This is a genomic window from Mesorhizobium sp. M4B.F.Ca.ET.143.01.1.1, from assembly GCF_004792275.1.
Lineage (GTDB): Bacteria > Pseudomonadota > Alphaproteobacteria > Rhizobiales > Rhizobiaceae > Mesorhizobium > Mesorhizobium abyssinicae.
In genome coordinates this window covers 239,042-262,945 of sequence record NZ_SRSR01000004.1, presented here as the reverse complement: position 1 = coordinate 262,945, position 23,904 = coordinate 239,042, and the positions used below count along the sequence as shown (strand labels likewise).

20 protein-coding genes are annotated in these 23,904 nt (G+C 64.7%); 9 read left to right on the top strand and 11 right to left on the bottom strand.

Translation table 11 applies throughout. The annotated features are described in order from the left end of the window. Positions 1-26: 26 nt before the first annotated feature. The 5 genes from EN786_RS11920 to EN786_RS11895 all read right to left on the bottom strand — a co-directional run bounded on the left by EN786_RS11920 (position 27) and on the right by EN786_RS11895 (position 5,730). Positions 27-1,055: a histone deacetylase family protein gene (locus EN786_RS11920; RefSeq protein WP_127309553.1), complete on the bottom strand. Its 1,029-nt coding sequence runs from the start codon at positions 1,053-1,055 to the stop codon at positions 27-29. After that, positions 1,052-1,552, bottom strand: a complete 501-nt coding sequence (locus EN786_RS11915; protein WP_245478192.1) for a GNAT family N-acetyltransferase — start codon at positions 1,550-1,552, stop codon at positions 1,052-1,054. The genes EN786_RS11920 and EN786_RS11915 overlap by 4 nt, the downstream gene beginning before the upstream one ends. A 209-nt stretch (positions 1,553-1,761) precedes the next feature. After that, entirely contained in the window at positions 1,762-2,691 is a 930-nt protein-coding gene (locus tag EN786_RS11905; RefSeq protein WP_127286617.1) for a 3-keto-5-aminohexanoate cleavage protein, read from the bottom strand. Between the two features lie 14 nt (positions 2,692-2,705). Next, positions 2,706-4,088, bottom strand: coding sequence for an aspartate aminotransferase family protein (locus EN786_RS11900; protein WP_127309555.1), 1,383 nt, complete (start codon positions 4,086-4,088; stop codon positions 2,706-2,708). 1 nt (position 4,089) lies between these two features. Beyond that, positions 4,090-5,730 (bottom strand): N,N-dimethylformamidase beta subunit family domain-containing protein, encoded by a 1,641-nt coding sequence (locus EN786_RS11895; RefSeq protein WP_127309556.1) that lies wholly within the window; start codon positions 5,728-5,730, stop codon positions 4,090-4,092. A gap of 149 nt (positions 5,731-5,879) precedes the next feature. Here EN786_RS11895 and EN786_RS11890 point away from each other — a divergent pair, with 149 nt between their 5' ends. The 4 genes from EN786_RS11890 (at position 5,880) to EN786_RS11875 (ending at position 8,087) form a co-directional block, all read left to right on the top strand. Then, on the top strand, positions 5,880-6,128 hold the full coding sequence (locus EN786_RS11890; protein ID WP_126054808.1) for a ParB N-terminal domain-containing protein: 249 nt from the start codon (positions 5,880-5,882) through the stop codon (positions 6,126-6,128). A gap of 90 nt (positions 6,129-6,218) precedes the next feature. After that, positions 6,219-7,172, top strand: coding sequence for an alpha/beta hydrolase (locus tag EN786_RS11885; RefSeq protein WP_127309557.1), 954 nt, complete (start codon positions 6,219-6,221; stop codon positions 7,170-7,172). 178 nt (positions 7,173-7,350) lie between these two features. Next, positions 7,351-7,746, top strand: coding sequence for a GFA family protein (locus EN786_RS11880; protein WP_127287010.1), 396 nt, complete (start codon positions 7,351-7,353; stop codon positions 7,744-7,746). A gap of 128 nt (positions 7,747-7,874) precedes the next feature. Further along, positions 7,875-8,087, top strand: a complete 213-nt coding sequence (locus EN786_RS11875) for a hypothetical protein (RefSeq protein ID WP_127287011.1) — start codon at positions 7,875-7,877, stop codon at positions 8,085-8,087. 24 nt (positions 8,088-8,111) lie between these two features. Here the strand turns inward: EN786_RS11875 and EN786_RS11870 are convergent, their stop codons facing one another. Next, positions 8,112-9,023: a hypothetical protein gene (locus EN786_RS11870; protein WP_127287012.1), complete on the bottom strand. Its 912-nt coding sequence runs from the start codon at positions 9,021-9,023 to the stop codon at positions 8,112-8,114. Positions 9,024-9,264: 241 nt separating this feature from the next. On the opposite strand from EN786_RS11870, the gene EN786_RS11865 reads away from it, so the two are divergent. Both EN786_RS11865 and EN786_RS11860 read left to right on the top strand, forming a co-directional pair. After that, the gene (locus EN786_RS11865) at positions 9,265-10,359 is read left to right on the top strand and encodes a GH25 family lysozyme (protein ID WP_127287013.1); all 1,095 of its coding nucleotides are present in this window, start codon (positions 9,265-9,267) and stop codon (positions 10,357-10,359) included. Positions 10,360-10,551: 192 nt separating this feature from the next. Continuing rightward, complete coding sequence (locus EN786_RS11860; RefSeq protein WP_127287014.1) at positions 10,552-11,094, top strand: DUF2314 domain-containing protein; 543 nt, start codon at positions 10,552-10,554, stop codon at positions 11,092-11,094. Positions 11,095-11,338: 244 nt separating this feature from the next. Here the strand turns inward: EN786_RS11860 and EN786_RS11855 are convergent, their stop codons facing one another. Then, complete coding sequence (locus EN786_RS11855; protein ID WP_127285450.1) at positions 11,339-12,253, bottom strand: LysR family transcriptional regulator; 915 nt, start codon at positions 12,251-12,253, stop codon at positions 11,339-11,341. A 105-nt stretch (positions 12,254-12,358) separates the two neighbouring features. Here EN786_RS11855 and EN786_RS37685 point away from each other — a divergent pair, with 105 nt between their 5' ends. Continuing rightward, a complete protein-coding gene (locus tag EN786_RS37685; protein ID WP_189524280.1) occupies positions 12,359-12,526 on the top strand; it encodes a hypothetical protein in 168 nt (55 codons plus the stop codon). 39 nt (positions 12,527-12,565) lie between these two features. Beyond that, positions 12,566-13,174 (top strand): class I SAM-dependent methyltransferase, encoded by a 609-nt coding sequence (locus EN786_RS11850; protein ID WP_127285451.1) that lies wholly within the window; start codon positions 12,566-12,568, stop codon positions 13,172-13,174. Between the two features lie 195 nt (positions 13,175-13,369). On the opposite strand, the gene EN786_RS11845 is transcribed toward EN786_RS11850, so the two are convergent. Beyond that, on the bottom strand, positions 13,370-17,143 hold the full coding sequence (locus EN786_RS11845) for a vitamin B12-dependent ribonucleotide reductase (protein ID WP_127285452.1): 3,774 nt from the start codon (positions 17,141-17,143) through the stop codon (positions 13,370-13,372). A gap of 719 nt (positions 17,144-17,862) precedes the next feature. Between EN786_RS11845 and gltX the strand changes: the two genes are divergently transcribed. Next, entirely contained in the window at positions 17,863-19,236 is a 1,374-nt protein-coding gene (gltX, locus tag EN786_RS11840; protein ID WP_127309159.1) for a glutamate--tRNA ligase, read from the top strand. On the opposite strand, the gene EN786_RS11835 is transcribed toward gltX, so the two are convergent. The 3 genes from EN786_RS11835 to EN786_RS11825 form a co-directional block, all read right to left on the bottom strand. Next, positions 19,154-20,377, bottom strand: a complete 1,224-nt coding sequence (locus EN786_RS11835) for a DUF2865 domain-containing protein (RefSeq protein WP_127285454.1) — start codon at positions 20,375-20,377, stop codon at positions 19,154-19,156. The genes gltX and EN786_RS11835 overlap by 83 nt on opposite strands. A 122-nt stretch (positions 20,378-20,499) precedes the next feature. After that, on the bottom strand, positions 20,500-22,824 hold the full coding sequence (locus EN786_RS11830; RefSeq protein ID WP_127285455.1) for an NADP-dependent malic enzyme: 2,325 nt from the start codon (positions 22,822-22,824) through the stop codon (positions 20,500-20,502). Positions 22,825-23,096: 272 nt separating this feature from the next. Next, positions 23,097-23,876: an SDR family oxidoreductase gene (locus EN786_RS11825; protein WP_135908378.1), complete on the bottom strand. Its 780-nt coding sequence runs from the start codon at positions 23,874-23,876 to the stop codon at positions 23,097-23,099. Between the last annotated feature and the right edge of the window lie 28 nt (positions 23,877-23,904).

Sequence of the window (23,904 nt, the reverse complement as noted above, 5' to 3'; positions counted from 1 at the left end):
CCGCTACGCACTTTTCCTGGAATTGCTCATCGCTGCTTGCCGCCGAAGCCGGTCAGGAAAGCAGTGAGGTTGTCCCTGAGCGCGTCGCACAGATAGCCGCCCTCCTGGACGATCACCGTCGGCAGGCCGAGCCCGGCGATGGCCTCGCCGATGCGCGAGAAGCCGGGCGTCGTGACGGAAAGGCCACCAAACGGGTCGCCCTCGAAAGCATCGAGCCCGAGCGCCACGACAAGCGCCTCCGGCGCAAAGGCGCGGATGCGCCGGAAGGCGGTCGCGAGCGCTTCGAGAAACGCAGCGTCGCCGGATTTGCGCGGCAGCGGCAGGTTGAGATTGTAGCCGAGGCCGGCGCCTTCGCCGCGCTCGTCCGCATACCCCCAGAAGAACGGATAGAAGCGCACCGGATCGGCATGCAGCGACACCGTGAGCACGTCCGGCCTTGCATAGAAGATACCTTGCGTGCCGTTGCCGTGATGCAGGTCGACATCGAGGATCGCCACCCGTGCCGCGCTCCTTCGCAGCACCTGCGCCGCGACCGCCGAATTGTTGATGAAGCAAAATCCCCCGGCGACGTCGACGAAGGCATGATGGCCGGGCGGACGGCAGAGCGCGTAGGCCGAAGACGCGCCCGCCATCACCGCTTCGGCCGCCTCCACGGCGCTCCAGGCGCTCCACAGCGAGCTGTTCCAGGTTTCGGCCGAGATCGGGCACGCTGTGTCCGCCATGTGGTAGCCGGCCTGGCCAACGGCGGACGCAGGATAAGAACCGCCACGGGCGATCGGATGGATGTTCGGGATCACTTCCGCCGAGGCGCCTTCGATACGCTGCCAGCGCTCGAAAATATGCTCGAGGAAGTCGAGATATTCGGGCGTGTGCACCGCCGCGACCGGACCCAGCCCATGGTTCCGCGGCCGTTCGATCGCCGAACCGGCGGCTTTCGCGCCGGCCAGCAATCTCTCGATGCGCTCGGGTTTTTCCGGATTGGGCTGCTGGGCGCCGCTGGAGAGAAAAGCCTTGGGATCGTGGCGCTTCTGTTCCTCGGCATAATAGGTTTTCATGCGCTGTCCTCTGGTGCATCCGCAAAGGCGAAGAAGGCGTCGCCGACGATCTTCTGGGTCTGTTCGTAGCTCGACCAGCCAATGCCCAGCCTTTCATAGAAGGCCTTGGCCGTTTCGTTGTCCGTGTCGACGGAGAGCCTGAGATAGACGCCGCCTGCAGCACGGCATTCCTTCGCCACGCGCCGCAACAGTTTTTCGCCGATCCGGCGGCCGCGAAAGGGGTCCTCGACATAGAGGTCCTGCACATAGACGCCGGGACGCCCCATCCAGGTCGAGAATATCGGGAAGTGCAGGCAGAGGCCGGCGAATTCGCTGTCGACCTCGGCGATCAAGGTGGAGAAGGCGGGTTTTTCGCCGAAGCCGTAGCGGCGGAGGTCATCCGCTGTCGAGGTGATCTCCTGATGCGCGCCGATATGGGTGCCGAGTTTGAGAAGCGCGGCGTAAATGGTGTCGACGTCGTCGATTGTGCCCGGGCGAAGGGTGATTGCCTTGCTCACGATAGACGGGGCGCCAAGGCACCCCCCTCTGTCCTGCCGGACATCTCCCCCTCAAGGGGGGAGATCGGATGTCGCCGAGGCTTTCGCCAATCGCCAAAGCTGGAGAAGAGGCAGACACGTCGAAGCTGCCAATCTCCCCCCTTGAGGGGGAGATGGCCGGCAGGCCAGAGGGGGGTAGGGCTGGGCGCTATCATCTCACCCCCCGCACTTCAAAACGCCACCCGGTCGCCGCCCTTCAGCGCCAGCATTGCGCGCGCTTCCGCGGGCGTCGCCACGTCCAGCGACAGGCCATCCAGCACCGAGCGTATGCGCCGCACCTGGTCGGCATTCGACTTCGCCAGTTGCCGCCCATCGTAGAGGCTGTCCTCCAGCCCGACGCGGACATTGCCGCCCATGGCGGCGGCGATCGAGATCAGCGGCATCTGGTGGCGGCCGGCGGCGAGAACCGAGAATTGGTAGCTGTCGCCGAACAGTTTGTCGGCGATGCGCTTCATGTGGATGAGATTGTCGGGATCGGCGCCAATGCCGCCCAAAATGCCGAGCACGAATTGGAGGAACAGCGGCCCGGACGCCAGGCCGCGATCGCGCAAATGCGCCAGCGAATAGAGGTGGCCGACGTCGTAGCATTCGAACTCGAAGCGCGTGCCGCAGCCTTTACCGAGCTTTTCCAGCACCGTCTCCATGTCGGCGAACGTGTTCTTGAAGATCGTGTCGCGGGTAGCCTCGAGCAGTTTCGGCTCCCATTCGTGCTGCCACTCCCGCGGCTTGTCGAGCATCGGGAACAGGGCGAAATTCATCGAGCCCATGTTGAGCGAGCACATTTCGGGCTCGGCCCGGAGCGGTGCGGCGAGCCGCTGGTCGAGGGTCATCAATGAGGAGCCGCCGGTGGTGATGTTGATCACCGCATCGGTCGCCTGCTTGATGCGCGGCAGGAAATGCATGAACACTTCCGGGTCGGCGGTCGGCCGTCCGTCCTTAGGATCGCGGGCGTGCAGATGCAGGATCGAGGCGCCGGCTTCGGCGGCGGAAATGGCGTCCGTGGCGATCTGGTCTGGTGTGACCGGCAGATAGGGCGACATGGACGGCGTATGCACCGAGCCGGTGACGGCGCAGGTGATGATGACTTTTCTCGTCGCCATCTTGTTCTACCCCTTCAGCTTTCGACCGGCAGGTCGAGTTCGGCGGCGAGCGCTGCCAGCGAGTCGCCGATGATGGCGATCATCTCGCCGATCTGCTCGCGCGTGATGATCATTGGTGGCGCGACCATGAAATTGTCGCCGTCGACGCCGCCCTTGACCTTGCGGCCGTAGATGATGAGGCCGCGTTCATAAGCGAGGTCGAGCAGGCGCTGCGTCGCCTTCTTGCCCGGCGCGATCGGCGTCAGCGTCTCCGGATCGGCAACCATTTCGGCGCCGAGCAGCAGACCCTTGCCGCGCACGTCGGCGATGAAGGGAAAGCGCTTTTGCAACGCCCTCAGTTCGCCGATCAGCACGTCGCCCATGGCGGCGGCGTTGGCGATAAGGTCGAGACGACCCATCTCGCCGAGCACTGCGAGCCCAGCGGCGCAGGCGAGCGGATTGCCGGCATAGGTGTGGCCATGCTGGAAGCCGCCGGCGGCAAGCAGCGGCTCGACCAGCCGCTTCGGTGCGGCCAGCGCGCCGAGCGGCGCGTAGCCCGAGCCCAGCCCCTTCGACAGCGCGACCAGGTCCGGCTTGCAGTTCCAGTGGTCGCCGCCGAGGAATTTGCCGGTTCGGCCGGCGCCGCTCATCACCTCGTCATGGATCAGAAGGATGCCGTAGCGGTCGCAGATTTCGCGGATGCGCGGATAGTAGCTGTCGGGCGCGACAAGAGCGGCCGTTGCCGCCCCGCCGACCGGTTCCATGATGAAGGCGAGCACGCTCTCCGGGCCTTCGGCCTGGATCTTTTCTTCGAGCATGTCGGCATAGCGGATGCCGCGCTGTTCCAGCGAGAGGTTGTCGCGGTCGCGCCAAGCCGTCGGCGCCGGCACGGTCGGCATCGCCCGCATCATCGGAAGGAAAGTCTCGGCCAGCGCATCGTCGCCGGTGACCGCGAGCGAGCCGAGCGTGCCGCCATGATAGGAAGGGAAGCGGCCGATCACCTTCCAGCGCTTGGGCTGGCCGGTGGCAACCGCCCATTGCCGGGCAAGCTTGATGCAGGATTCCGTTGCCTCCGAGCCGCCGGAGACGAAGAAGATGCGGTCCATGCCGGCGGGCAGCTTGCCGGCCAGCTCCCGCGCCAGCTCTTCCGCGGGCTCGTTCTCGAAATGCAGCCGATAGGCGAAGGTGGTCTTGTCCATCTGCCGCTTCATGGCGTCGAGCACATTGCGGTTGGAATGGCCGATATTGGCGACCATCGGTCCACTCGATCCGTCGATGAAGCGGCGGCCGTCCTTGGTCCAGAAATAGATGCCCTCGGCACGCTCGACGAGCGGCCGGCGCAGGCTGGACAGATAGAACAGATGCGACGGCGGCCGCGCTTCGGCGTCAGTTGCATTCTGGACTTGCGGTTTCGGCATGTCAGGACTTTCCGAGATAGCGGTCGAGGACATTTTTCGTCACGCGCTCGACCATCGCGTCCTGCCTTAGCAGGCCGGCGACCCATTCGCAGCTTCCGGCATGGAACACTTCGCCCTTGCCGCGCGGGAAATTGACGATCATGCCGTTGCCGCGCTTGACCTTGTCGAGATTGGCGTCGCTGGCTTCGCCGAACAGCGTCTCGGCGGTGAAGCGACCATCCTCGTCGGTGAGGAACTGGTCCTCGATCGGGATGTCCGCGCTTTCCTCGACCTGGCTCGCCATGCCGACCGCCAGCACCTGCAGGCCGTCGGGCGCGCCGCTCTGCTCGGTCGGGTAGGGCAGGCCGCCGCGGATCTCGAAATCCAGCCCGTCGACCTCATAGCCGTAGACATGGCTGTCGGCGCCGAGCAGGTCTCCGTAATAGATGCCGGTGCCGGCGAAGGCCCAGTGTTCGGGGCGATAGACCGGGAAGCCGCGCACGCCGCGCGGCGCGCAGCCGCCCCAGCCGGCATAGACGCCCCTGGTCGCATTGAGGCCGAAGGTTGCCGAACCCGGCCGGCCGATCTCGGGCGCTTCCCAGGAGTTGGTTGCGCGGGTCACGTCGCCGCCGCGATACGCCGGGTCCTCGGCGCGCGCCCGGTATTTGTAGCAGACCTGCCGCCGCCCCTCGTCTTCCAGCCTGGTCTGCCACATGAAGTTGCCGGCAAAGCGTGCCGCGTGGCCGCCACGCTCCACATAGGCGTCGACCGCGTCGCGCATCTCCCAGGTCCAGTATTCGTCATGGCCGACGAAGACGACGCAGTCATAGCCGTCGAGGATATTGGGCGAAAAATGCAATTCGTGCTGGCTGGCGAGATCGATCGCGTAGCCGGCGCGCTCGGCGAAGCGAAAGAAATGGCTGTCATAGCTCGCCCAGCCGGACGAGGCGTATTTCTTCGAATGGCCGGTGGCGAAGGCCCATTCCATGTGCGGATATCGCGGCACGGTCTTCGGCGGCACCGCGATCTCCAGCGGTACGCGCGGGGCCTCCTTCGGCAACACGACGAAGCCGCGGCACCAGGGACGCTGCGTCGACACCATCGTGGCGTATTGGTCCCGGTTCGGGCCGGTGATGCCCTGATAGTGGTTGGAGCCGCCCCAGGTGTTGTAGGCGAGCCAGGTTCCCGTCGCCGCGACCTGCAGCAAGCGGCCGGGTTTCTTGCCGGGCAGGGGCGTGACGATGAAGAGGTGATGGCTCTGGATCGGCGTGCCGTCACGGCCCTCGGCCGTGAGCGTGACGCGGTAGGCGCCGGACGGCCAGGCATCGCCGATGCGGAACTCGAAGGAAGTGTCCCAGCCGCAGCCTTCGACCGAACATTGGACGGGCGTCTCCTGCCAGCGCGCCGCGATGCCGGTTTTTTCGAACACCCTTGTTTCGGCGCCGCCGTCGCGAACAATCGTGATGCCGAATTGCGGCGCCGTCGCGCTGACATGCAACGCCATCGTTTCGCCGGGGCGGTACGAAAAACGGTCGCTGTAGCACCAGATCTCGCCACGCGCGCCGTCCATGCCGGGCCGTTCGTAGTAATGGCCGCGCACCGCCTCGCGGCGCTGCTCGGGCGTCAGCCCGAAATCGGGGAATTCGGTCGGCAGTCGCGTCAATGAACACCTGAAACCAACAGGCCGCCATTGAGACCATTGGCCGGCCAAGCGTCAAATGGAAACGATCGGGCCAGCATCCACTTGCCCTTGGCCATATCCGGCAAACAGACTATCTCAGTCAGGGCGAAGTTTCAGCGCCGGGAGCCGACATGCTGCGCGTGCAAAAGGTCAAGGTCGACGACATCTATGTGCCCGCCGCGCGCCGCAAGACGCTCCACCCGGAAACCGTCCGCCATCTGGCCGAGGACATTCTCGAAAACGGTATGAAAATGCCGATCCAGGTCCGCCATGACGGCAAGCGCCACATTCTGGTTGAAGGCCTGCACCGGCTGGAAGCCGCCAAATGGCTCGGCGAGACCGAGATCGACGCCTATCTGGTGCAGGCCAAGCGCCACTAACCAATTTCGCATCTGCTGCAAAATTTCTCGCGGCCATGTCGGCTTGCGCTCTGCCGTCGCGTCCTTTGGGCACAACTGGAGGAGAACCAAATGCCCAAGACCCTGTTTTTCGCCATGCTCGCTTCGGCCGTGGCGCTGATTGCCGCGCCAGATGCACAATCCGAGGAGACAAAGCCTGCCATGACCGCTGCCACCAAAGCCCCTGTGAAGCCGGAGAAATCCGGCCTGCTGCCGATCGACGGCCTGAATTACTACTACGCCATCTACGGCAAGGGCGAGCCGCTGCTGCTGCTGCATGGCGGCCTCGGTTCCACCGACATGTTCGCGCCGGTCCTGCCGCAATTCGCCGCGCATCGCACCGTAATCGCCGTGGATCTGCAGGGCCATGGCCGCACCGCGCTTGGCGAGCGGCCGTTCAGCGTCGAAGCGATGGGCAACGACATGGCGGCGATCGTCAAGGCGCTTGGCTACGACCAGGTCGACGTCATGGGCTATTCGCTGGGCGGCGGCGTCGCCTTCCGCATGGCTGTCCAGCACCCGGAGGCGGTGCGCCGGCTGGTGATGGTGTCGACGGGATATGCCACCAACGGCTTCTACGACGAGATGCGCCCGCAGCAGGCGCAGGTGAGCGCGGCGGCGGCCCCGTTCATGAAGGATACGCCGATGTACAAATCCTACGTCGCCGTGGCGCCGCATCCGGACGATTTCCCGAGGCTGCTCGACACGCTCGGCAACTTCATGCGCAACGAGCGCGACTTCTCGGCCGATGTGCCGAAGCTGAAGATGCCGGTCATGCTCGTCTACGGCGACAGCGACATGTACAAGCCCGAGCACGAGATCAAGTTCTTCCAGATGCTCGGCGGCGGCCAGAAGGATGCCGGCTGGATGCGCGAGAACCTGTCGCAGAACCGGCTGGCGATCATCCCCAACCGCACCCACTACGACATCTTTTTCGCGCCGGAACTGCCCGCCACCGCACTGCCCTTCCTCGACGGTGTGACCAAGGTGAAGAGCTGGGACGACATGCTCGGCGCAACCGAATAGCGGGTCGGCAATCTCATGCGGCCGTCTCCCTGGAGGCGGCCGCGTGCTTTTGGACGCGCTGCCATCTGCGCCGGTCGCATCATCGCAAACGATGGCATTCCATAAAAGCTTTTGAATTGACGCAGCGACCCGCCCGGCTACGGTTCCGGCGTTCTTCCCAAGCGAACGGATACCGGCGATGACGAAATATCAGGGCGGCTGCCTGTGCGGAGCGGTGCGCTACCGCGCCGAGGTGGCGCCGATCAACGAACGCGTCTGCCATTGCCGGATCTGCCAGAAGGCGATCGGCGCGGCGTTCAACGCGCGGCTGCTGTTTCGCATCGACGACGTGACCGTCGAGGGCGAAGTGGCGACGGTCAACTCCTCGCCGGACCTCAAGCGCGGCTTTTGCGCGGCCTGCGGTGCGACGCTGTTTTCCAGGCGCGATTCCAGAGGTATTCTTGGCATCACCTCCGGCTCGCTCGACGATCCTTCCCTGTTCAAGCCCGACATGCATTTCTGGACGGCCTCGAAGCAGCCCTGGGTACGGTTGGACGACGGCCTGCCGCAATATGAGGGCCTGCCACCGGCCTGACTCATTTCGACGCAGTCCTGCACAAAAATTTCATCTTCGATTCACGACATAGCCGGCAAAGCGTCATTGGCGGGCCATCATTGGCTGCCTATCTATCGTGCGCGGGCCGGCATTCGAGGAGGCGACGGATGAGCGAGAGCATCAACACCCTGGACGAGCTTTTGAACGACCCGATGGTCCGGCTCGTGATGGAGCGCGACCGCGTGCAGCCGGCGGAGCTTCGCACCCTGCTCGAGAGGGCTCGCGGCGGCGCGGCTGACGACATGCGCGCCGGCCAGCCGATGGTGCCGCCGGCCCACATGGTCGCCAAGAACTGCTTCCGGCAATGGCTGCGGGTCTAAAGCAATTCAAAGAACAAGCTAGAACTAGTTGGAAGTAGCCGGCAAATAGCTGTAATGGCTGCGGAAATAGGCGATCCTGAAGCCAAGGCGCGCATAGTTGCGATAAGCAGGGCCGTCGCGCTCCTCATGCGGCGCCTCGATGTCGGCGACGAATAGTTTCGCGCCGGCCGCAAGGCCGTCGCGGACCAGCGCTTCGCCAAGCACCGCGTCGAGATCGAAGCTCGGCGCCATGATGCCGGGCACCGGTGCGTCGATGCCGCTCCAGGCCGCGCCATCGGCGCCGATGAACAGCGAGCGCACCGCCACCACCGCGCCGTCCCGCTTCAGCATGTAATGATGCCAGCCCTTGCGGCCGACCAGCGCCAGCAGCCAGGGTGAGGTCGCCAGCCGATACTGACGGTCGATGAAGCCGGCCCATTCCGCCGCCGTTGATTTCGTAACGCGCTCGACAGCAACCCCGTCGGCCGCGAAGAGCGGCTCGGATGGCAGTGGCTCCGCTTCGCGATAGATACGCTCCCAGCCGCCCTGGCGCTGCAGGCCGCGCGCTTCGAGCCAGCATCTGAGTCGGGAAGGTTCGGTGTGCGGATTGACGTAGAACCAGGGCCGCGAAATGCCGGCAGCCCGGTAATGCGCCAGCAGCGTGTCGAGCTGGCTTTCGGTGGCCGGGCTGTCGACGCCGAGATTCTTCACGCAGTTGAAATGGATGAACGGGATGGTCGTGCAGGTCGTCCAGGCGAGGTCGCCTTCTGCTGCCATCGAAAGCCCCTGTCGCGCGGCGAAATCGGCCGGCGCCGCGGCGTAGAGGTCGAGCCAGGCATTGACCTCGGCGCGCTCGATGGCGCGGCTGAAGTCGCCTGACACATCCTCGATCGCGATGGCCGGCGGATGCGGCACCGGCACTATCACGGGTTCCAGTTCCGACAGGGCGGACGACATGGTTTCTCCTCCCGAATGCCTAACCTTACGATGTAAGATTAGTGGAGGATAATATCATGGCGAGGCTTGTCAAGCGGGATGTGGGAAGCACCGTTGACCCGAGGACATTCCGATGATGCCGTCGGCGCCGCCATTTATCCCTAACAAGTTGATTCAAACTTTATTGGTAATTTCTCGTTAGGAATCGGATCTGCCGGCGGCAATCCGCCCTCGGCCTGTTTTGTTTTGTGTACAGGTCCAGATGCGGTTCTCAGGCGTCGTCAGTTTTGTGCTTGCATCGCTGTGCCTTGCCGGCTGCTCGTCCACATCGGGCATGGACGCCTTGCAGGTGCCGTCCAACGAAACCACCAGTTCCGTCGTCAGGCCGAGCGCCCCCGTCGCGGCGGCCGGGGCCACGGCCGAAACGGAAACGACGGTCGAGACCACATCGATGGCTGGCGACGCGCGCATGCGGCCACCGGAGCCGGTGGCCGACGACAATGCGCCTCCGTTCAGTCTTGCCGAGGAAGAGACGGTCGCGTTCCCCGCGCCGAACCTGCCCGACAGCGTCGAGCCGCCGGTCCAGCCGGCAGCCCTAATGGCGCCGCCGAAGCGCCTGTCGCGGGCCGCGCCCGCGATGCTGGCCGGTCCCGTCACCCGCTATGGCTTCCGCGATGCCAAGCCGATCAATTTCGGCCGCGCCTCGCCCCGGCACCTTGCCGTGCACGGCGTCGACGTTTCGCGCTGGCAGGGCAACGTCAACTGGGAAAAGCTGCGCGCCCAGGGCGCCAACTTCGCCTACATCAAGGCGACCGACGGCGGCGATCATCTCGACCCGATGTTCAGGACCAACTGGCGCAATGCCGATGCTGCCGGGCTGAAGCGCGGCGCCTATCATTTCTTCTACTGGTGCCGCACCGCCGGCGAGCAGGCCGACTGGTTCATCCGCAATGTGCCGCGGGTCGAGGGCGCGCTGCCGCCGGTGATCGACGTCGAATGGAACGGCGAGTCGTCCTGCAAGCGGCGGCCGTCGCGCGACACGGTGCTGGAGAAGATGCAGGTGTTCATGGACAAGCTTGAACGCTATTACGGCCAGCGTCCGATCATCTACACCAGCCCCGACTTCTATCGCGACAATCTGCGCGGCGCCTTCCCCGACTATCCGTTCTGGCTGCGCGCCGTGGCGCGCCATCCGTCAAAGGTCTATCCCGGCCGCAAATGGGTGTTCTGGCAGTATTCCGGCTCCGGCCTGTCGCACGGGGTGAGGGGCCGCATCGACCTCAACGTCTTCCATGGCGACGAGCGCGCCTGGCGAGCATGGGCCGGCGGACAGACGACCGTCGCCGACGCGGACTGAGCGTTCTCGGCTGGCGCGAATACCGGCAGGCCGCCGTCGTCCCATCCCCCGGCGGCATTTTCAGTGATTTGCTAAGGATCCACTCACCTTTTTCCTTAGTGGTCCTGCAATGCCCGGCTGGTAACATCCGCGTGATCATGCATGCCGCGCGCAACACCGCGCGGCCCGGCATGAATGGGCATGGAGGGGTCGATGCGCAATCCGGTTCTGGCAATCGTTTTCGTGGCCGCTGTCGGCTACGGATTTTTCAATGCGCTCGGGCACGGGCGGAGCGACAAGCCGATGGCCATTCCGGCCGCGGCGCCGGGCGCCTCGCAGACGGCGCCTCGCGCGATGACGGAGAACGTCGTCGCCTATTCCACCGAAGACAAGGCGATGCAGGCCGCCAAGAACAAGGGCCACTCGACGCTGCCGCGCTTCCACGAGCTGATGGCCGCCGGCACGCCCGGCACCTACACGGTGAAGTTCCCGCTTACCCAGAACGGCGCCACCGAGCACATCTGGATGCAGCTCACCGGCCTGGGCGACGGCACCTTCATCGGCCTGCTCGCCGACGAGCCGGTCAACGGCACCAAATACAAGATGGGCGACCGCATGACGGTGGCGGAAGCCGACGTCGAGGACTGGATGGTCAAGAACGGCGGCGAGGTTTACGGCGGCTATACCGTGCGCCAGGCGTTTGCCGACATGCCGAAGGAACAGGCCGCGAAATACGGCATCACCTTCAAGGATTGAAGCACATCTTCCCTTCTTCCCCTGTGGGAGAAGGTGGATCGGCGCGCAGCGCCGAGACGGATGAGGGGTGCGCGACGGGGCGCCACGCCTCTGTCAGCGAGCGATTTCAATAGATTAGCGCTCGGCTCCACATCCGACGGCGTCAAGCTGGAACACCCCTCATCGGACCGAGCTTCGCTCGGCCACCTTCTCCCGCAGGGGGAGAAGGAGAGGGCGCGCTGCCTCGTAGGCCATCGCCTCGATGTTATCGCGCCTCGCGTCTTTCGCGCTCGCGTATCTCAGCCGTCTGGGCGAGCACCCAGTCGCGGAACACCTTGATCTTGGGTGCATTGCGGCGGCTTTCCAGGTGCACCAGCCAATAGCCGTCGCCATCGGATCCAAGCACTTCAAAAGGCTGGATCAACTGTCCCTTGGCCAGCAGGGCGCTATAGATGTTGCGGGTGAGGATCGCGGCGCCCTGGTCGGTCAGCGCCGCCATTGCATCGTAAGCCTGCGACCCCAGCGTCGGACCCGCGATGACGCGATCGGGCTCGAAGGGCACGCCAGCCGCCTCGAACCATATCTTCCACCAGGGATCGTCGGCGCAGCATAGCGCCACCTTGTAGAGATCCTCGGGACGGTGGATGCCGCCCACGCTCTCGGCCAGTCTCGGGCTGAGCATCGGCGTATAGTCAGCCTTGAACAGATAGTGCGCCGTCAGGCCGGGCCATTTTCCGGTGCCGGTGCGGATCCCGACGTCCATGTCCTCGCGCGTGAAATCGACCAGACGCGGCGATGTGTTCACCTTCACGGCGAGATCGGGATGCATCAGCTGGAATGTTCCAAGCCATACGGCCAGCCAGTTCGTTGCGAAGGTCTCCATGGTCGTCACCGACAGCACGCCGGTCGCGCCGCCCTTGGTCGCGACCCACGCATCGGCCAGGGCCGAGAACGCGCCTGATGCGTGCGGCGCCAACTGCTGTCCGGCCTCGGTCAGGGCGATCTGTCTTGTTTTCCTTATGAAAAGCGGCGTTCCCGCGCGTTCTTCCAGCACCTTGATCTGATAGCTGGCCGCCGACTGGGTCATGCCGAGTTCTTCGGCCGCCTTGGTGAAACTGCCCAGCCGCGCCGCAGCCTCAAACACTCGGATGGCGCCTAGCGGCGGCAGCTCCCAACTCATGACGCATCAATCCTCCTGATGCATGCTACGCGAGGTTCGATTGGAATCCAAGGCCGGAAAACGGCATGCTCTGGTCATCGAACTCGAACCCGAAAGGACACGGCAATGACCACCACCCTTTACAACACGCTTCGTCGTCCGGTTCTCGACCTCTTCATCGCGCCGGTCAGGCCACGCACGCGCGGCCTGCTTGACCGCCGTTCGCTATCGGACCATTTCCTGCGCGACATCGGCATGCTCGACGGACGCGTGCCTCCCGGCACCCTTCGCTGAGGCAAATCCGGCGCCTTGACCGACGCGAGGGAGGGAAAGATGGATGCATTATCGCAGGCTCTTGCGAAGAGCCGTCAAACGATCAGCGCCTATGAGGACTATGCGGAACGTTACGATGCCATCGTGCGGCATTTTCCCAACGAGAGAGAACAGGCATCCCTGAAGCGGCTTGTGGCGATCGCCGGCACAGCCGGCCAGATTCTGGAAGTCGGATCGGGAGCGGGATACGACGCGGACTTTCTGGAGGGCCTGGGCGTCAAGGTTCGGCGCACCGACGCGACAAAGCGGTTTCTCGAGCTGCAGGCTGCGCGCGGCAAGCACGGCGAGCTTCTCGATCTCCTCACCGACGATCTCGGCGGCCCCTACGATGCCGTGCTTGCGCTCGCCGTCCTGATCCATGTGCCCCGCGACCAGATCGAACAGGTGCTCGCCAAGATAGCCGGATCGCTGCGGCCAGGCGGCGCCTTCCTGGTGTCGATGCGCAATGGCGACGGCGAGACGGATGGCAACTATCACACCGTCCTGTGGCGCCGGGACGACTTCGCGGCCCGTATCGAAAGCGCCGGGCTGGTGCTGCTTCGGGACGATTTCAACGAGGGCCGCAATCGCGAGGAATGGAACACGTTCCTGGCTGTCAGGCCGGCATGACGCGACGCTTTTCCCTTCTCCCCTTGTGGGAGAAGGTGGCCGCGAAGCGGCCGGATGAGGGGTGCTCCAGCTGACGCGAACCTGAGCCAAACCTTGATGGTGATGTGATCGATCGTTCCCGGGCTCACGATTGTCTAAAAGAAAATCGGCCCGATCTTGCGACCGGGCCGATCCGTTTCAGATGCTTAAATCGCCTCAGCTGCACCCGCTCGTCGAACCGCAGGTGTCGCACTTCTCGCAGGTGCCGTTCCGCACCATGGTGAAGTTGTGGCACTCCGAGCATTCGTTGCCGGTGTAGCCCTGCAGCAGCGACTGCTGGCGCCGTGTCGCGGCGAGCTTCTTGGCGTCGGCGGCTTCCTGCGCGGCGGCGTCGGTGAACAGCGCCTCTGTGCTGGAAGCCTCGGCTTCTTCTTCGACGATGTCCTCGGCCAGTTCCCTGGCGCGCTCCTCATAGTCGCGCTTGTAGGCGATGGCCTCGTCGCTCGCCGGCTTCAGCGTCAAGACGTTGGAGCCGGAGAAGGCGGTCGGAGCGGCGCGGGCAGGGGCCGTCGCCGGCGCCGAGCCGCTAAAGCCCTTGGGATCGCCGCCGGCGCCCGAGACCAGCTTGACCGGCGAAACGCCGCGAGTCAGGCCCTTCGAGAACGGCGTCGCCTTGCCTTCGGTGATGCCGCGGCCGAGCGCCGTCTTGTCGAAGTCCGACTGGTCGACATGGGCGAGGTCGTGGCGGGCGAGGTAGGAGACCGCGAGCTCGCGGAACACGTAGTCGAGGATCGACGTCGCGTTCTTGATCGCGTCGTTGCCCTGCACCATGCCGGCCGGCTCGAACTTGGTGAAGGTGAAGGCCTCGACATATTCATCGAGCGGCACGCCGTATTGCAGGCCGAGCGAGATGGCGATGGCGAAGTTGTTCATCATCGCGCGGAAGGCGGCACCCTCCTTGTGCATGTCGATGAAGATCTCGCCGAGGCGGCCATCGTCGAACTCGCCGGTGCGGAGATACACCTTGTGGCCGCCGACGACTGCCTTCTGCGTGTAGCCCTTGCGGCGGTTCGGCAGCTTTTCGCGGTCGCGGTAGAGCCGCTCCACCACGCGCTCGACGATCTTCTCCGTCACCTGCACGGCGCGCTGCGCTGCGGGCGCCGCGATCAGCTGCTCGACCAGCTCGTCCTCATCCTCCTCGCCATCGGCGAGCAGCGAGGCATTGAGCGGCTGCGACAGCTTCGAGCCGTCGCGATAAAGCGCGTTGGCCTTCAACGCCAGCTTCCACGACAGCATGTAGGCGTTCTTGGCGTCCTCCACCGTCGCTTCGTTCGGCATGTTGATGGTCTTGGAGATGGCGCCGGAGATGAAGGGCTGCGCCGCCGCCATCATCAGGATGTGGCTGTTGATCGACAGCGAGCGCTTGCCGATCTTGCCGCACGGGCTGGCGCAGTCGAACACGGCGAGGTGTTCGGCCTTGAGGAACGGCGCGCCTTCCAGCGTCATCGCACCGCAGACATGGATGTTGGCGGCCTCGATGTCCTTCTTCGAGAAGCCAAGCGCCGGCAGCATCTCGAACGAGAAATCGCCGAGCTGCTCGTCGGTGAAGCCGAGCGTCTCCTTCACCCAGTCGGCGCCCAGCGTCCACTGGTTGAAGACGAACTTGATGTCGAAGGCCGACTTCAGCGCCGCGTTCAGCGCCGCGATCTTGTCGTCGGAAAAGCCCTTGGCCTTCAGCGAGCCGGGATTGATGCCGGGCGCCTGGTTGAGGTTGCCGTGGCCGACCGCATAGGCCTCGATCTCGGCGATCTGGCTTTCGGAATAGCCCAGCGTGCGCAGCGCTTCCGGCACGGCGCGGTTGATGATCTTGAAGTAGCCGCCGCCGGCGAGCTTCTTGAACTTGACCAGCGCGAAGTCGGGCTCGATGCCGGTGGTGTCGCAATCCATGACCAGGCCGATCGTGCCGGTCGGCGCGATCACGGTTGCCTGCGCATTGCGGTAGCCGTGCTCCTCGCCGAGCTCGATGGCGCGGTCCCAGGCCGCCTTGGCATGCTCAGCGAGCGCCTGCTGCTTCAGATCGGACGCGACCAGCGGCACCGGGTTGACGGCGAGCTTCTCGTAGCCGTCCTTGTCGCCATAGGCGGCGCGGCGGTGGTTGCGCATGACGCGCAGCATGTTCTGGGCGTTGCGGTCATAGTCCGGGAAGGCGCCGAGCTCGGCGGCCATCTCGGCCGAAGTGGCGTAAGCCGTGCCGGTCATGATCGCGGTGAGCGCGGCGCAGATGGCGCGACCCTCGTCGGAATCGTACGGAATGCCCGAGGTCATCAGCAGGCCGCCGATATTGGCGTAGCCGAGGCCGAGCGTGCGGTATTCGTAGGAGAGCTTGGCGATCTCCTTCGACGGGAACTGCGCCATCATCACCGAGATCTCGAGCACGATGGTCCACAGCCGCACCGTGTGCTCGTAAGTGGCGATGTCGATCGTGCCGTCGGCATTGCGATAGGGCAGCAGGTTGATCGAGGCGAGGTTGCAGGCCGTGTCGTCGAGGAACATGTATTCCGAGCACGGGTTGGAAGCCCGGATCGCACCGGCCGAGGCGCAGGTGTGCCAGTCGTTCATCGTCGTGTTGAAGTGCAGGCCCGGATCGGCCGACGCCCAGGCGGCGTAGCCGATCTTTTCCCACAGGTCGCGCGCCTTCAGCGTCTTCAGCGCCTTGCCGTCCTTGCGGGCGGTGAGCTGCCAGTCGCCATCGGCCTCGACTGCGCGCAGGAAATTGTCCTTCAGCGACACCGAGTTGTTGGAGTTCTGACCGGAGACCGTGAGGTAGGCATCCGAATCCCAGTCGGTGTCGTAGGTCTTGAACAACATCGAGGTGTAGCCCTGGCGGGCGAACTGGATGACCCGGTAGATATAGTTCTCCGGCACCGCGTCCTTCTTGGCCGCCTTGATCTCGCGCTTCAGCGCGGTGTTGATCGCCGGGTCGAAGCAGTCGTCGTCATGGCCTTCGCAATTGACGCAGGCCTTCATGATCGCTTCGAGGTGCTTCTTGACGATCTTCGAGCCGGTCACCAGCGAGGCGACCTTCTGCTCTTCATTGACCTTCCAGTCGATGAATTCCTCGATATCGGGATGGTCGACGTCGACGATGACCATCTTGGCGGCGCGGCGCGTCGTGCCGCCCGACTTGATGGCGCCCGCCGCGCGATCGCCGATCTTGAGGAAGCTCATCAGGCCGGAGGAGCGGCCGCCGCCGGACAGCTTTTCGCCTTCGCCGCGCAGCAGCGAGAAGTTGGAGCCGGTGCCTGAGCCATATTTGAACAGGCGCGCCTCGCGCACCCACAGGTCCATGATGCCGCCTTCGTTGACGAGGTCGTCCTGCACGCCCTGGATGAAGCAGGCATGCGGCTGCGGGTGCTCGTAGGAGGACTTCGACTTGGTCAGCTTGCCGGTGAAGGGGTCGACATAGAAGTGGCCCTGGCTTGGGCCGTCGATGCCATAGGCCCAGTGCAGGCCGGTGTTGAACCATTGCGGCGAGTTCGGCGCGACGCGCTGCGTGGCCAGCATATAGGCAAGCTCGTCGCGGAAGGCGCGCGCGTCTTCCTCGGACTTGAAGTAGCCGCCCTTCCAGCCCCAGTAGGTCCAGGTGCCGGCGAGGCGGTCGAAGACCTGGCGGGCATCGATCTCGGAGCCATAGCGCTCGGCCTCGGGGAGCTTGGCGAGTTCGGCCTCGTCGGGGACCGAGCGCCACAGGAAGGAGGGGACGTCGTTCTCCTCGACCTTCTTCAGGCGAGCGGGAACGCCGGCCTTGCGGAAATACTTCTGCGCCAGGATGTCGGCGGCGACTTGGCTGAACTGCGCCGGCACGTCGATATTGTCCAGGCGAAACACCACCGAGCCATCCGGATTCTTGATCTCGGAAAGCGCCTTGCGGAATTCGATCTCCGCGTAGGCGGATTGTCCTGGCTTGGTGAAACGACGCTCGATGCGCATTGGTCCGGTCCTTTGTGTCTATATATAGCGCTTTTCCCCAGGGATTCATGCCCCGAAAGCGAAACGCGCGGTCCGCCGTTTGCCGGGCATCTTGACGACGCCGGCATCTCCTTCGCAGTCGTCGCACGGCGCGTTGGCCAACTTCTTGCGAAGTGCCTCTCCAACTCGCCGACGAACCTGCGGGTCCCTCAAAACTTTGAAACTTTTTCGCGATTCCCCCGATCGAGGGTTTCACACTATCTAGGGTCGAACCTGCCTGCAAACACTAAATATAGTGTTAACAGATCATTTTTTCCAGTCCGACAATTCTCCCTTTTCGCCACCCAAGCCCCACCCAATCCCAACGCTTCCGCCGGCCTCGTGAACGGGCGGAAATGTGGGCAAAACGCACAAAATCCGGGAAAAAAGACCGGCCTCTGAACTCTCCGGTCGCGCTCTCAACAGGAACGCATGGCCTATAAAAGGCGACTCGTTTTGCGCCGTCAAGGATTCGTTTACGTAGCTTTTGTGACCCCAATATCTTGTGTGTCACAGATGTGGATAACGGGGACAGAAAGGGCCTGCGCAACTCCCGGTTCTGCGGCCGTCGGCAACGACTCGAGGCCGAAGGGGACCATGCCGGCCGACCGGCTTTTCATTTTAGCTGGCTTGCACTATGTCTTGCCCCTCGCGCGGGGGCGCGTCTTGTCAACCGGAAAAGCATCCGCTACGCCCCGCTCATGACAGTTACCGTCCGTTTCGCCCCGTCGCCGACCGGCCGCATCCATATCGGCAATGCGCGCACCGCTCTGTTCAACTGGCTGTTCGCCGCGAACAACAAGGGCCGCTTCATCCAGCGTTTCGACGACACCGATATCGCCCGTTCCAAGCAGGAATTCGCCGATTCCATCCTCTACGACCTGCACTGGCTTGGCATCTTCCCGGACGCCACCGAATACCAGTCGCGGCGCGTCGAGATCTATGACGCCGCAGTCGAACGGCTGAAGGAGGCGCGCGTCCTCTACGCCTGCTACGAGACGCCGGAGGAACTCGATCTGCGCCGCAAGGTGCGCCGCACGCGCGGCCTGCCGCCGGTCTACGGCCGCGAGGCGCTGACGCTGACGCCGGAGCAGGTGGCCGAATACCAGTCGGACGGCCGCCGCCCGCACTGGCGCTTCCTGCTGCCGAACTTCACCAGCGATCCGCTGCAGCCCGAGCGCACCGAGATCCACTGGAACGACCTGGTGCGCGGCGAGGAGACCGTCGATCTCGCCTCGCTGTCCGATCCCGTGCTGGTGCGCGAGGACGGCACCTATCTCTACACGCTGCCGTCGGTGGTCGACGACATCGAGATGGGCGTCAGCCACGTCATCCGCGGCGACGACCATGTCACCAACACCGGCGTGCAGATCGCGCTGTTCCAGGCGCTCGGCGCCGAGCCGCCGGTCTTCGGCCACCATAATCTCTTGACCACGGTCTCGGGCGAGGGCCTGTCGAAGCGCACCGGCGCGCTGTCGATCGAAAGCCTGCGCGAGAACGGTATCGAGCCGATGGCGGTCGCCTCGCTGGCGGTGCTCGTCGGCACGTCGGAGAACGTCGCGGCGGCGCACGATCTTGCCGACCTCGCCGGCCATTTCGATCCGGCCGCGACCTCGAAATCGGCGGCCAAGTTCGATCCGGACGAGTTGTTCGTGCTCAACCGCACGCTGATGCACCATATGCCGTTTGCCGAGGCGCGCGACCGGCTGATCGTGCTGGGTGTTTCAGGCGACAAGGCGGAGCCGTTCTGGATGGCCGTGCGCGGCAACCTCGACAGGCTGGCCGACGCGGTTGCCTGGTGGCGTATCGTCGATCAGGGGCCGCAGGAGCCGGCGGAGTTTTCCGGCGAGGACCGCGACTTCCTGCACCAGGCGTTCGACCTGTTGCCGGATGAGCCGTGGAACGGCACCGTCTGGAAGGATTGGACCGGCAAGATTCGCGAAGCAACCGGCCGCAAGGGCAAGGCGCTGTTCATGCCGCTCCGACTGGCTCTTACTGGACAGCCTTCCGGGCCGGAGCTTGCAGATCTATTGCCCCTGCTGGGTCGGGAAGGAACGATGGCCCGACGACCCTGACCTTGCGCTGCTCCGGCGGCAGCGCCGACACCGGCGATGTCGCCGGCTTCTCGGCCAGGCGTTTGATGGCGTCGCGGTCGAGCCCGCCTTCGGCATTGGCCAGCGTCTCCGGATCGGCGCCCGGATCCGGCTTGGTACCGGGCATGGGAACGAAGGGCGCCGTGGCTGCCTCGGGATCGGACTGCCCGGGGTTCGGCGGATTGCCGGCGATGATCTCGAAATTCTGCGCTTGCGCGTTGCAGCCGCAGGCCGGCGGCCGCGCCATGTTGCTCTGCTTGTAGAGATAGGCGCTCGGTAGTTCGCTGTACGGCCTGCCAGTCACCGACGAGGTCATCGCGCCAGCATCGTCGTCCATGCCACGCGTGTAGAACACCTGCATCTCGGTGCCCGGGCAGCTCGATTCGCAATTCTTCTGATCGCGCTCGAAATCGCCATAGGAAGCGGCGTTCGACATCGGGAAGAAATAGCCGTCGCAGGTGCGCACGCATACGGTGCGGAATTCACCGTTCAGCCGCGGCAGGTCCATGCCGTCTGGCTGGTTGATCACGCGGCGGATGTTGCGCTCGCTCGGATCGTCCGGCGGCACGTCAGGCGCATCGGGCGTGTCGAGCGCTTCGAGCTCGCGGTTGCCGCCGCCAAAGAGCTGCTCGAACAGATTGCCGCCGCCGCCATTGTCGTGCGCGGCCTCCTCGATCGGAGCGCGCCTCGGCGCGATCTCGTCGTCGCGGCAGCCATTGGCATCGAGCGCCGCGAGGATACGGCTTCGGTCGCGGCGGGTGCCGCCGCCTGAAAGACGCTCGCGCTTCGCCAGCAGGGCATCGAGATTGGCGTTCATGCGATCGATGTTCGCGTTGATCGCGGCGCATTTGTTGACGTTGCGCGAAAACAGCGAAAAGCCGCAGCCGGCATCGCTCGCCCGGTTGCGCGCCTTCGCCATCTGTTCGCGCTGGCGCGCGATGGCGTCGTCATATTTGCGGATTATCGCCGGTCCGCCACCGCCGCCGCGACTGGCATCCAGCTCCGCTTCGAGCTGGCGGCACATGCGCGAGGCGGCCTGCGGCTCGGTCACCGCGACAGCCGACGTCGCCAGCGCCGCGAGCAGCGCCGCAAGGTGGGTCAGCTTCAACCCCGCGCCCTTCATTCGCCTGAAACCCCGATTGCCAGCCTGTCGCATAGACTAGCGTGTCCGCGGTTAAACCTGTCTTTACTTTGCAGCCGAAAGCACTTGAGTCTGCAACCCGCAGTCTACCGCAATATCCGGCCTCAGCCCAGATTGACGACCGCCTGCGCCTTGTGCGCCGCCTCGACCACCGCCAGTGCCGTCATGTTGACGACGCCGCGCGAGGTCACCGAGGGCGTCAGGATGTGCGCAGGCTTGTCGGTACCGAGCAGGATCGGCCCGACATGCAGGGCATCCATCATGGCGCGCAGCGCCGTCAGCGTGATGTTGGCCGAATCGAGGTTCGGGAACACCAGAAGATTGGCTTCGCCCTTCAGCCGCGAATGCGGATAGACGCGCTGGCGCAGGTGCTCCGACAGCGCCGAGTCGGCATGCATTTCGCCGTCGCACTGCAATTCGGGCGCGATGCGGGCAAGGATCGCCGCCGCCTGGCGCATCTTCAGCGCGCTCGGGGAATCGCGCGAGCCGAAGTCGGAATGCGACAGCAGCGCTGCCTTCGGCTCGATACCGAAACGCTGGATCTCCTCCGCCGCCAGCACCGTCATCTCGGCGATCTCCTCGGCCGTAGGATCGACCGAGACATGGGTGTCGGTGAGGAAGATGATGCCGCGCTGCGAGATCAGCATGGAGAGGGTCGAGAGATCGCGGTCCTTGATGCCGGCACGCGGGCCGATGATCAGCGTGACGTTGCGCAAATGCCGCTCGAAACGGCCCTCGAGGCCGCAGACCATGGCGTCGGCATCGCCGCGCTTCAGTGCCAGTGCGGCGATCACCGTGTTGTCGGTGCGCACCATGGTGCGCGCCGCTTCCGTCGTCACGCCGCGCCGCCCGGCAAGCTCGATCAGCAGGTCGACATAGTGGCGGTAGCGCGGATCCTCCTCCGGGTTGATCAGGCCGAAATCGACGCCCGGCTTGATGCGCAGCCCATAGCGCTTCAGCCTGACCTCGATGACATGCGGGCGGCCGATCAGGATCGGTTCGGCGATGCCTTCCTCCAGCACCACTTGCGCGGCGCGCAGCACACGCTCGTCCTCGCCGTCGGCATAGATGACGCGCTTGGCACTCGACGCCTTGGCCGTCGAGAACACCGGCTTCATCACCAGGCCGGAGCGGAACACGAAGCGGTTCAGCTTGTCGATATAGGCGGCGAAGTCGGCGATCGGCCTGGTGGCCACGCCGGTGTCGCAGGCGGCCTTGGCGACGGCCGGCGCGATGCGCAGGATGAGGCGCGGGTCGAAGGGCGAGGGGATCAGGAAATCGGGCCCGAAGATCGGCGTCTCGCCGGAATAGGCGCGCGCCGCGACATCCGAGGGCTCTTCGCGGGCAAGGGCGGCTATCGCCCTGACCGCTGCCATCTTCATCTCCTCATTGATGGCGCTGGCGCCGCAGTCAAGCGCGCCACGGAAGATGTAAGGAAAGCACAGTACGTTGTTGACCTGATTGGGGAAATCGGAACGGCCGGTGCAGATCATCGCATCCGGTCTCGCGGCCCGCGCAGCCTCCGGCATGATCTCTGGATTGGGATTGGCCAGCGCCAGGATCAGCGGCTTCGGCGCCATGTGCTGCAGCAGTTCAGGCTTCAGAACGCCGGCGGCGGACAGGCCGAGGAAGACGTCGGCGCCGGGAATGACGTCGGCCAGGGTGCGCGCGTCGGTGTCCTTCACATAAGGGTCTTTCCAGCGGTCCATCTCGTCCGTGCGGCCCTTGTAGGCGACGCCGAACCTGTCTGTGACCCAGATGTTCTCGACCTTGGCGCCGAGCGAGACCAGCAAATTGAGGCAGGCAAGCGCCGCCGCGCCGGCGCCCGAGGTGACGATCTTGATGTCGGAAATCGTCTTGCCGGCGAACTCCAGACCGTTGAGCACCGCGGCCGCGACGATGATCGCCGTGCCATGCTGGTCGTCGTGGAACACCGGAATGCCCATCCGGGCCTTCAACTGCTCCTCAACCTCGAAGCATTCCGGCGCCTTGATGTCCTCGAGGTTGATGCCGCCGAAGGTCGGCTCCAGGGCCGCGACCGTCTCGACCATGCGCTCGATCTCCGGCGCATCGATTTCGATGTCGAAGACGTCGATGCCGGCGAACTTCTTGAACAGCACCGCCTTGCCTTCCATGACCGGCTTCGAGGCCAGCGGGCCGATATTGCCGAGGCCGAGCACCGCCGAGCCGTTGGAGACGACGCCGACCAGGTTGGCGCGCGCCGTATAATCGGCGGCGGTTGCCGGATCGTCGCGGATCTCGAGGCAAGGGGCGGCGACCCCCGGCGAATAGGCGAGCGCCAGGTCGCGCTGGTTGCCGAGCGGCTTGGTCGCCTGGATTTCCAGCTTTCCGGGAATGGGATGCTTGTGGAAGTAGAGCGCGGCCTCGTCGAGGTCCGACCGGGCCGGTTTCTTGTTCTCGCTGTCCATGCCGGCCTCCTTGCGCTCCTGCTTCGCTGCCTTTTAGAGCAATTCCAGGAAAAGTGTGAAACGGTTTTCCGCCCGGAATTGCGTCGAAACAAGGAGATAGAGCGGTTCAGCGTTTCGATGAAACGATGAACAGCTCTAGCATGCGACGCGAGCTTTTCGCGACGGCAAATGACGCAATTGGCATTCACATCGGCGAAGCAGGAATAACCAAGCTATTTCACCCCTTGTGGCGGGGTTCTGCGATATAGCGGGCGGCCGGCGCCGCCAGCAGGTCAGAACGCGCTGACGTAGAGGCCGCCATCGACTGGAATGTTCTGGCCGGTGAGATAGCCGGCATGCACCGAGCACAGGAATGCGCAGATCTGGCCGAATTCCTCGGGCGTGCCGAGGCGCTTGGCCGGAACGTCGGCGCTGATGCGGGCTTTTCGCTCGGCGGCGGCGGCGGGATCCTCGGTCGTGCCGGCCTCATGCGGACCACGCAGCCGGTCGGTGTCGAGCTTGCCCGGCAGCAGGCTGTTGATGGTGACGTTGCGGTCGACCACCGTGCGCGCCACGCCGGCGAGGAACGAGGTCAGGCCGGCGCGCGCGCCGGACGAGAGATCGAGGCCGGGGATCGGCACATAGACCGACAGCGAGGTGATGTTGACGATACGACCGAAGCCGCGCTTCGCCATGCCGTCGATCACCGCCTGGATCAGCTCGATCGGCGTCACCATGTTCTGCGTGACGCCCTCGAGGATCTTCTCGCGGTCGAGCGTGCGGAAATCGCGCAGCGGCGGCCCGCCATTGTTGTTGACGAGGATGTCCCGGTCCGGGCAGGCGGCAAGCAGCGCCTTCTGCACCTCGGGCTTCGACACGTCGCCCGCGATCTCGATCACCTTGACGCCGAATTTTTCGCGGATTTCGGCGGCGGTCTTCGCCAGAAGGTCCGCGTTGCGGCCGTTGACGACGAGATCGCAGCCGGCCTCGGCCAGCGCGATGGCGCAGCCACGCCCGAGCCCCTTGCTGGATGCGCAGACAATGGCCTTCTTTCCGCGAATGCCGAGATCCATGACGGTCTTCTCCTGTTATCGAGCGCGG

What these genes read in the sequence shown, in the direction of transcription:
- EN786_RS11835 (WP_127285454.1), bottom strand. Translation starts at nt 20,377, where the DNA reads ATGAAGGGCGCGGGGTTGAAGCTGACCCACCTTGCGGCGCTGCTCGCG.
- EN786_RS11870 (WP_127287012.1), bottom strand. Translation starts at nt 9,023, where the DNA reads ATGTCGTCCGCCCTGTCGGAACTGGAACCCGTGATAGTGCCGGTGCCG.
- EN786_RS11830 (WP_127285455.1), bottom strand. Translation starts at nt 22,824, where the DNA reads ATGGACAGCGAGAACAAGAAACCGGCCCGGTCGGACCTCGACGAGGCC.
- EN786_RS11845 (WP_127285452.1), bottom strand. Translation starts at nt 17,143, where the DNA reads ATGCGCATCGAGCGTCGTTTCACCAAGCCAGGACAATCCGCCTACGCG.
- EN786_RS11825 (WP_135908378.1), bottom strand. Translation starts at nt 23,876, where the DNA reads ATGGATCTCGGCATTCGCGGAAAGAAGGCCATTGTCTGCGCATCCAGC.
- EN786_RS11860 (WP_127287014.1), top strand. Translation starts at nt 10,552, where the DNA reads ATGCGCAATCCGGTTCTGGCAATCGTTTTCGTGGCCGCTGTCGGCTAC.
- EN786_RS11850 (WP_127285451.1), top strand. Translation starts at nt 12,566, where the DNA reads ATGGATGCATTATCGCAGGCTCTTGCGAAGAGCCGTCAAACGATCAGC.
- EN786_RS11905 (WP_127286617.1), bottom strand. Translation starts at nt 2,691, where the DNA reads ATGGCGACGAGAAAAGTCATCATCACCTGCGCCGTCACCGGCTCGGTG.
- EN786_RS11890 (WP_126054808.1), top strand. Translation starts at nt 5,880, where the DNA reads ATGCTGCGCGTGCAAAAGGTCAAGGTCGACGACATCTATGTGCCCGCC.
- gltX (WP_127309159.1), top strand. Translation starts at nt 17,863, where the DNA reads ATGACAGTTACCGTCCGTTTCGCCCCGTCGCCGACCGGCCGCATCCAT.
- EN786_RS11855 (WP_127285450.1), bottom strand. Translation starts at nt 12,253, where the DNA reads ATGAGTTGGGAGCTGCCGCCGCTAGGCGCCATCCGAGTGTTTGAGGCT.
- EN786_RS37685 (WP_189524280.1), top strand. Translation starts at nt 12,359, where the DNA reads ATGACCACCACCCTTTACAACACGCTTCGTCGTCCGGTTCTCGACCTC.
- EN786_RS11880 (WP_127287010.1), top strand. Translation starts at nt 7,351, where the DNA reads ATGACGAAATATCAGGGCGGCTGCCTGTGCGGAGCGGTGCGCTACCGC.
- EN786_RS11885 (WP_127309557.1), top strand. Translation starts at nt 6,219, where the DNA reads ATGCCCAAGACCCTGTTTTTCGCCATGCTCGCTTCGGCCGTGGCGCTG.
- EN786_RS11865 (WP_127287013.1), top strand. Translation starts at nt 9,265, where the DNA reads ATGCGGTTCTCAGGCGTCGTCAGTTTTGTGCTTGCATCGCTGTGCCTT.
- EN786_RS11920 (WP_127309553.1), bottom strand. Translation starts at nt 1,055, where the DNA reads ATGAAAACCTATTATGCCGAGGAACAGAAGCGCCACGATCCCAAGGCT.
- EN786_RS11875 (WP_127287011.1), top strand. Translation starts at nt 7,875, where the DNA reads ATGAGCGAGAGCATCAACACCCTGGACGAGCTTTTGAACGACCCGATG.
- EN786_RS11900 (WP_127309555.1), bottom strand. Translation starts at nt 4,088, where the DNA reads ATGCCGAAACCGCAAGTCCAGAATGCAACTGACGCCGAAGCGCGGCCG.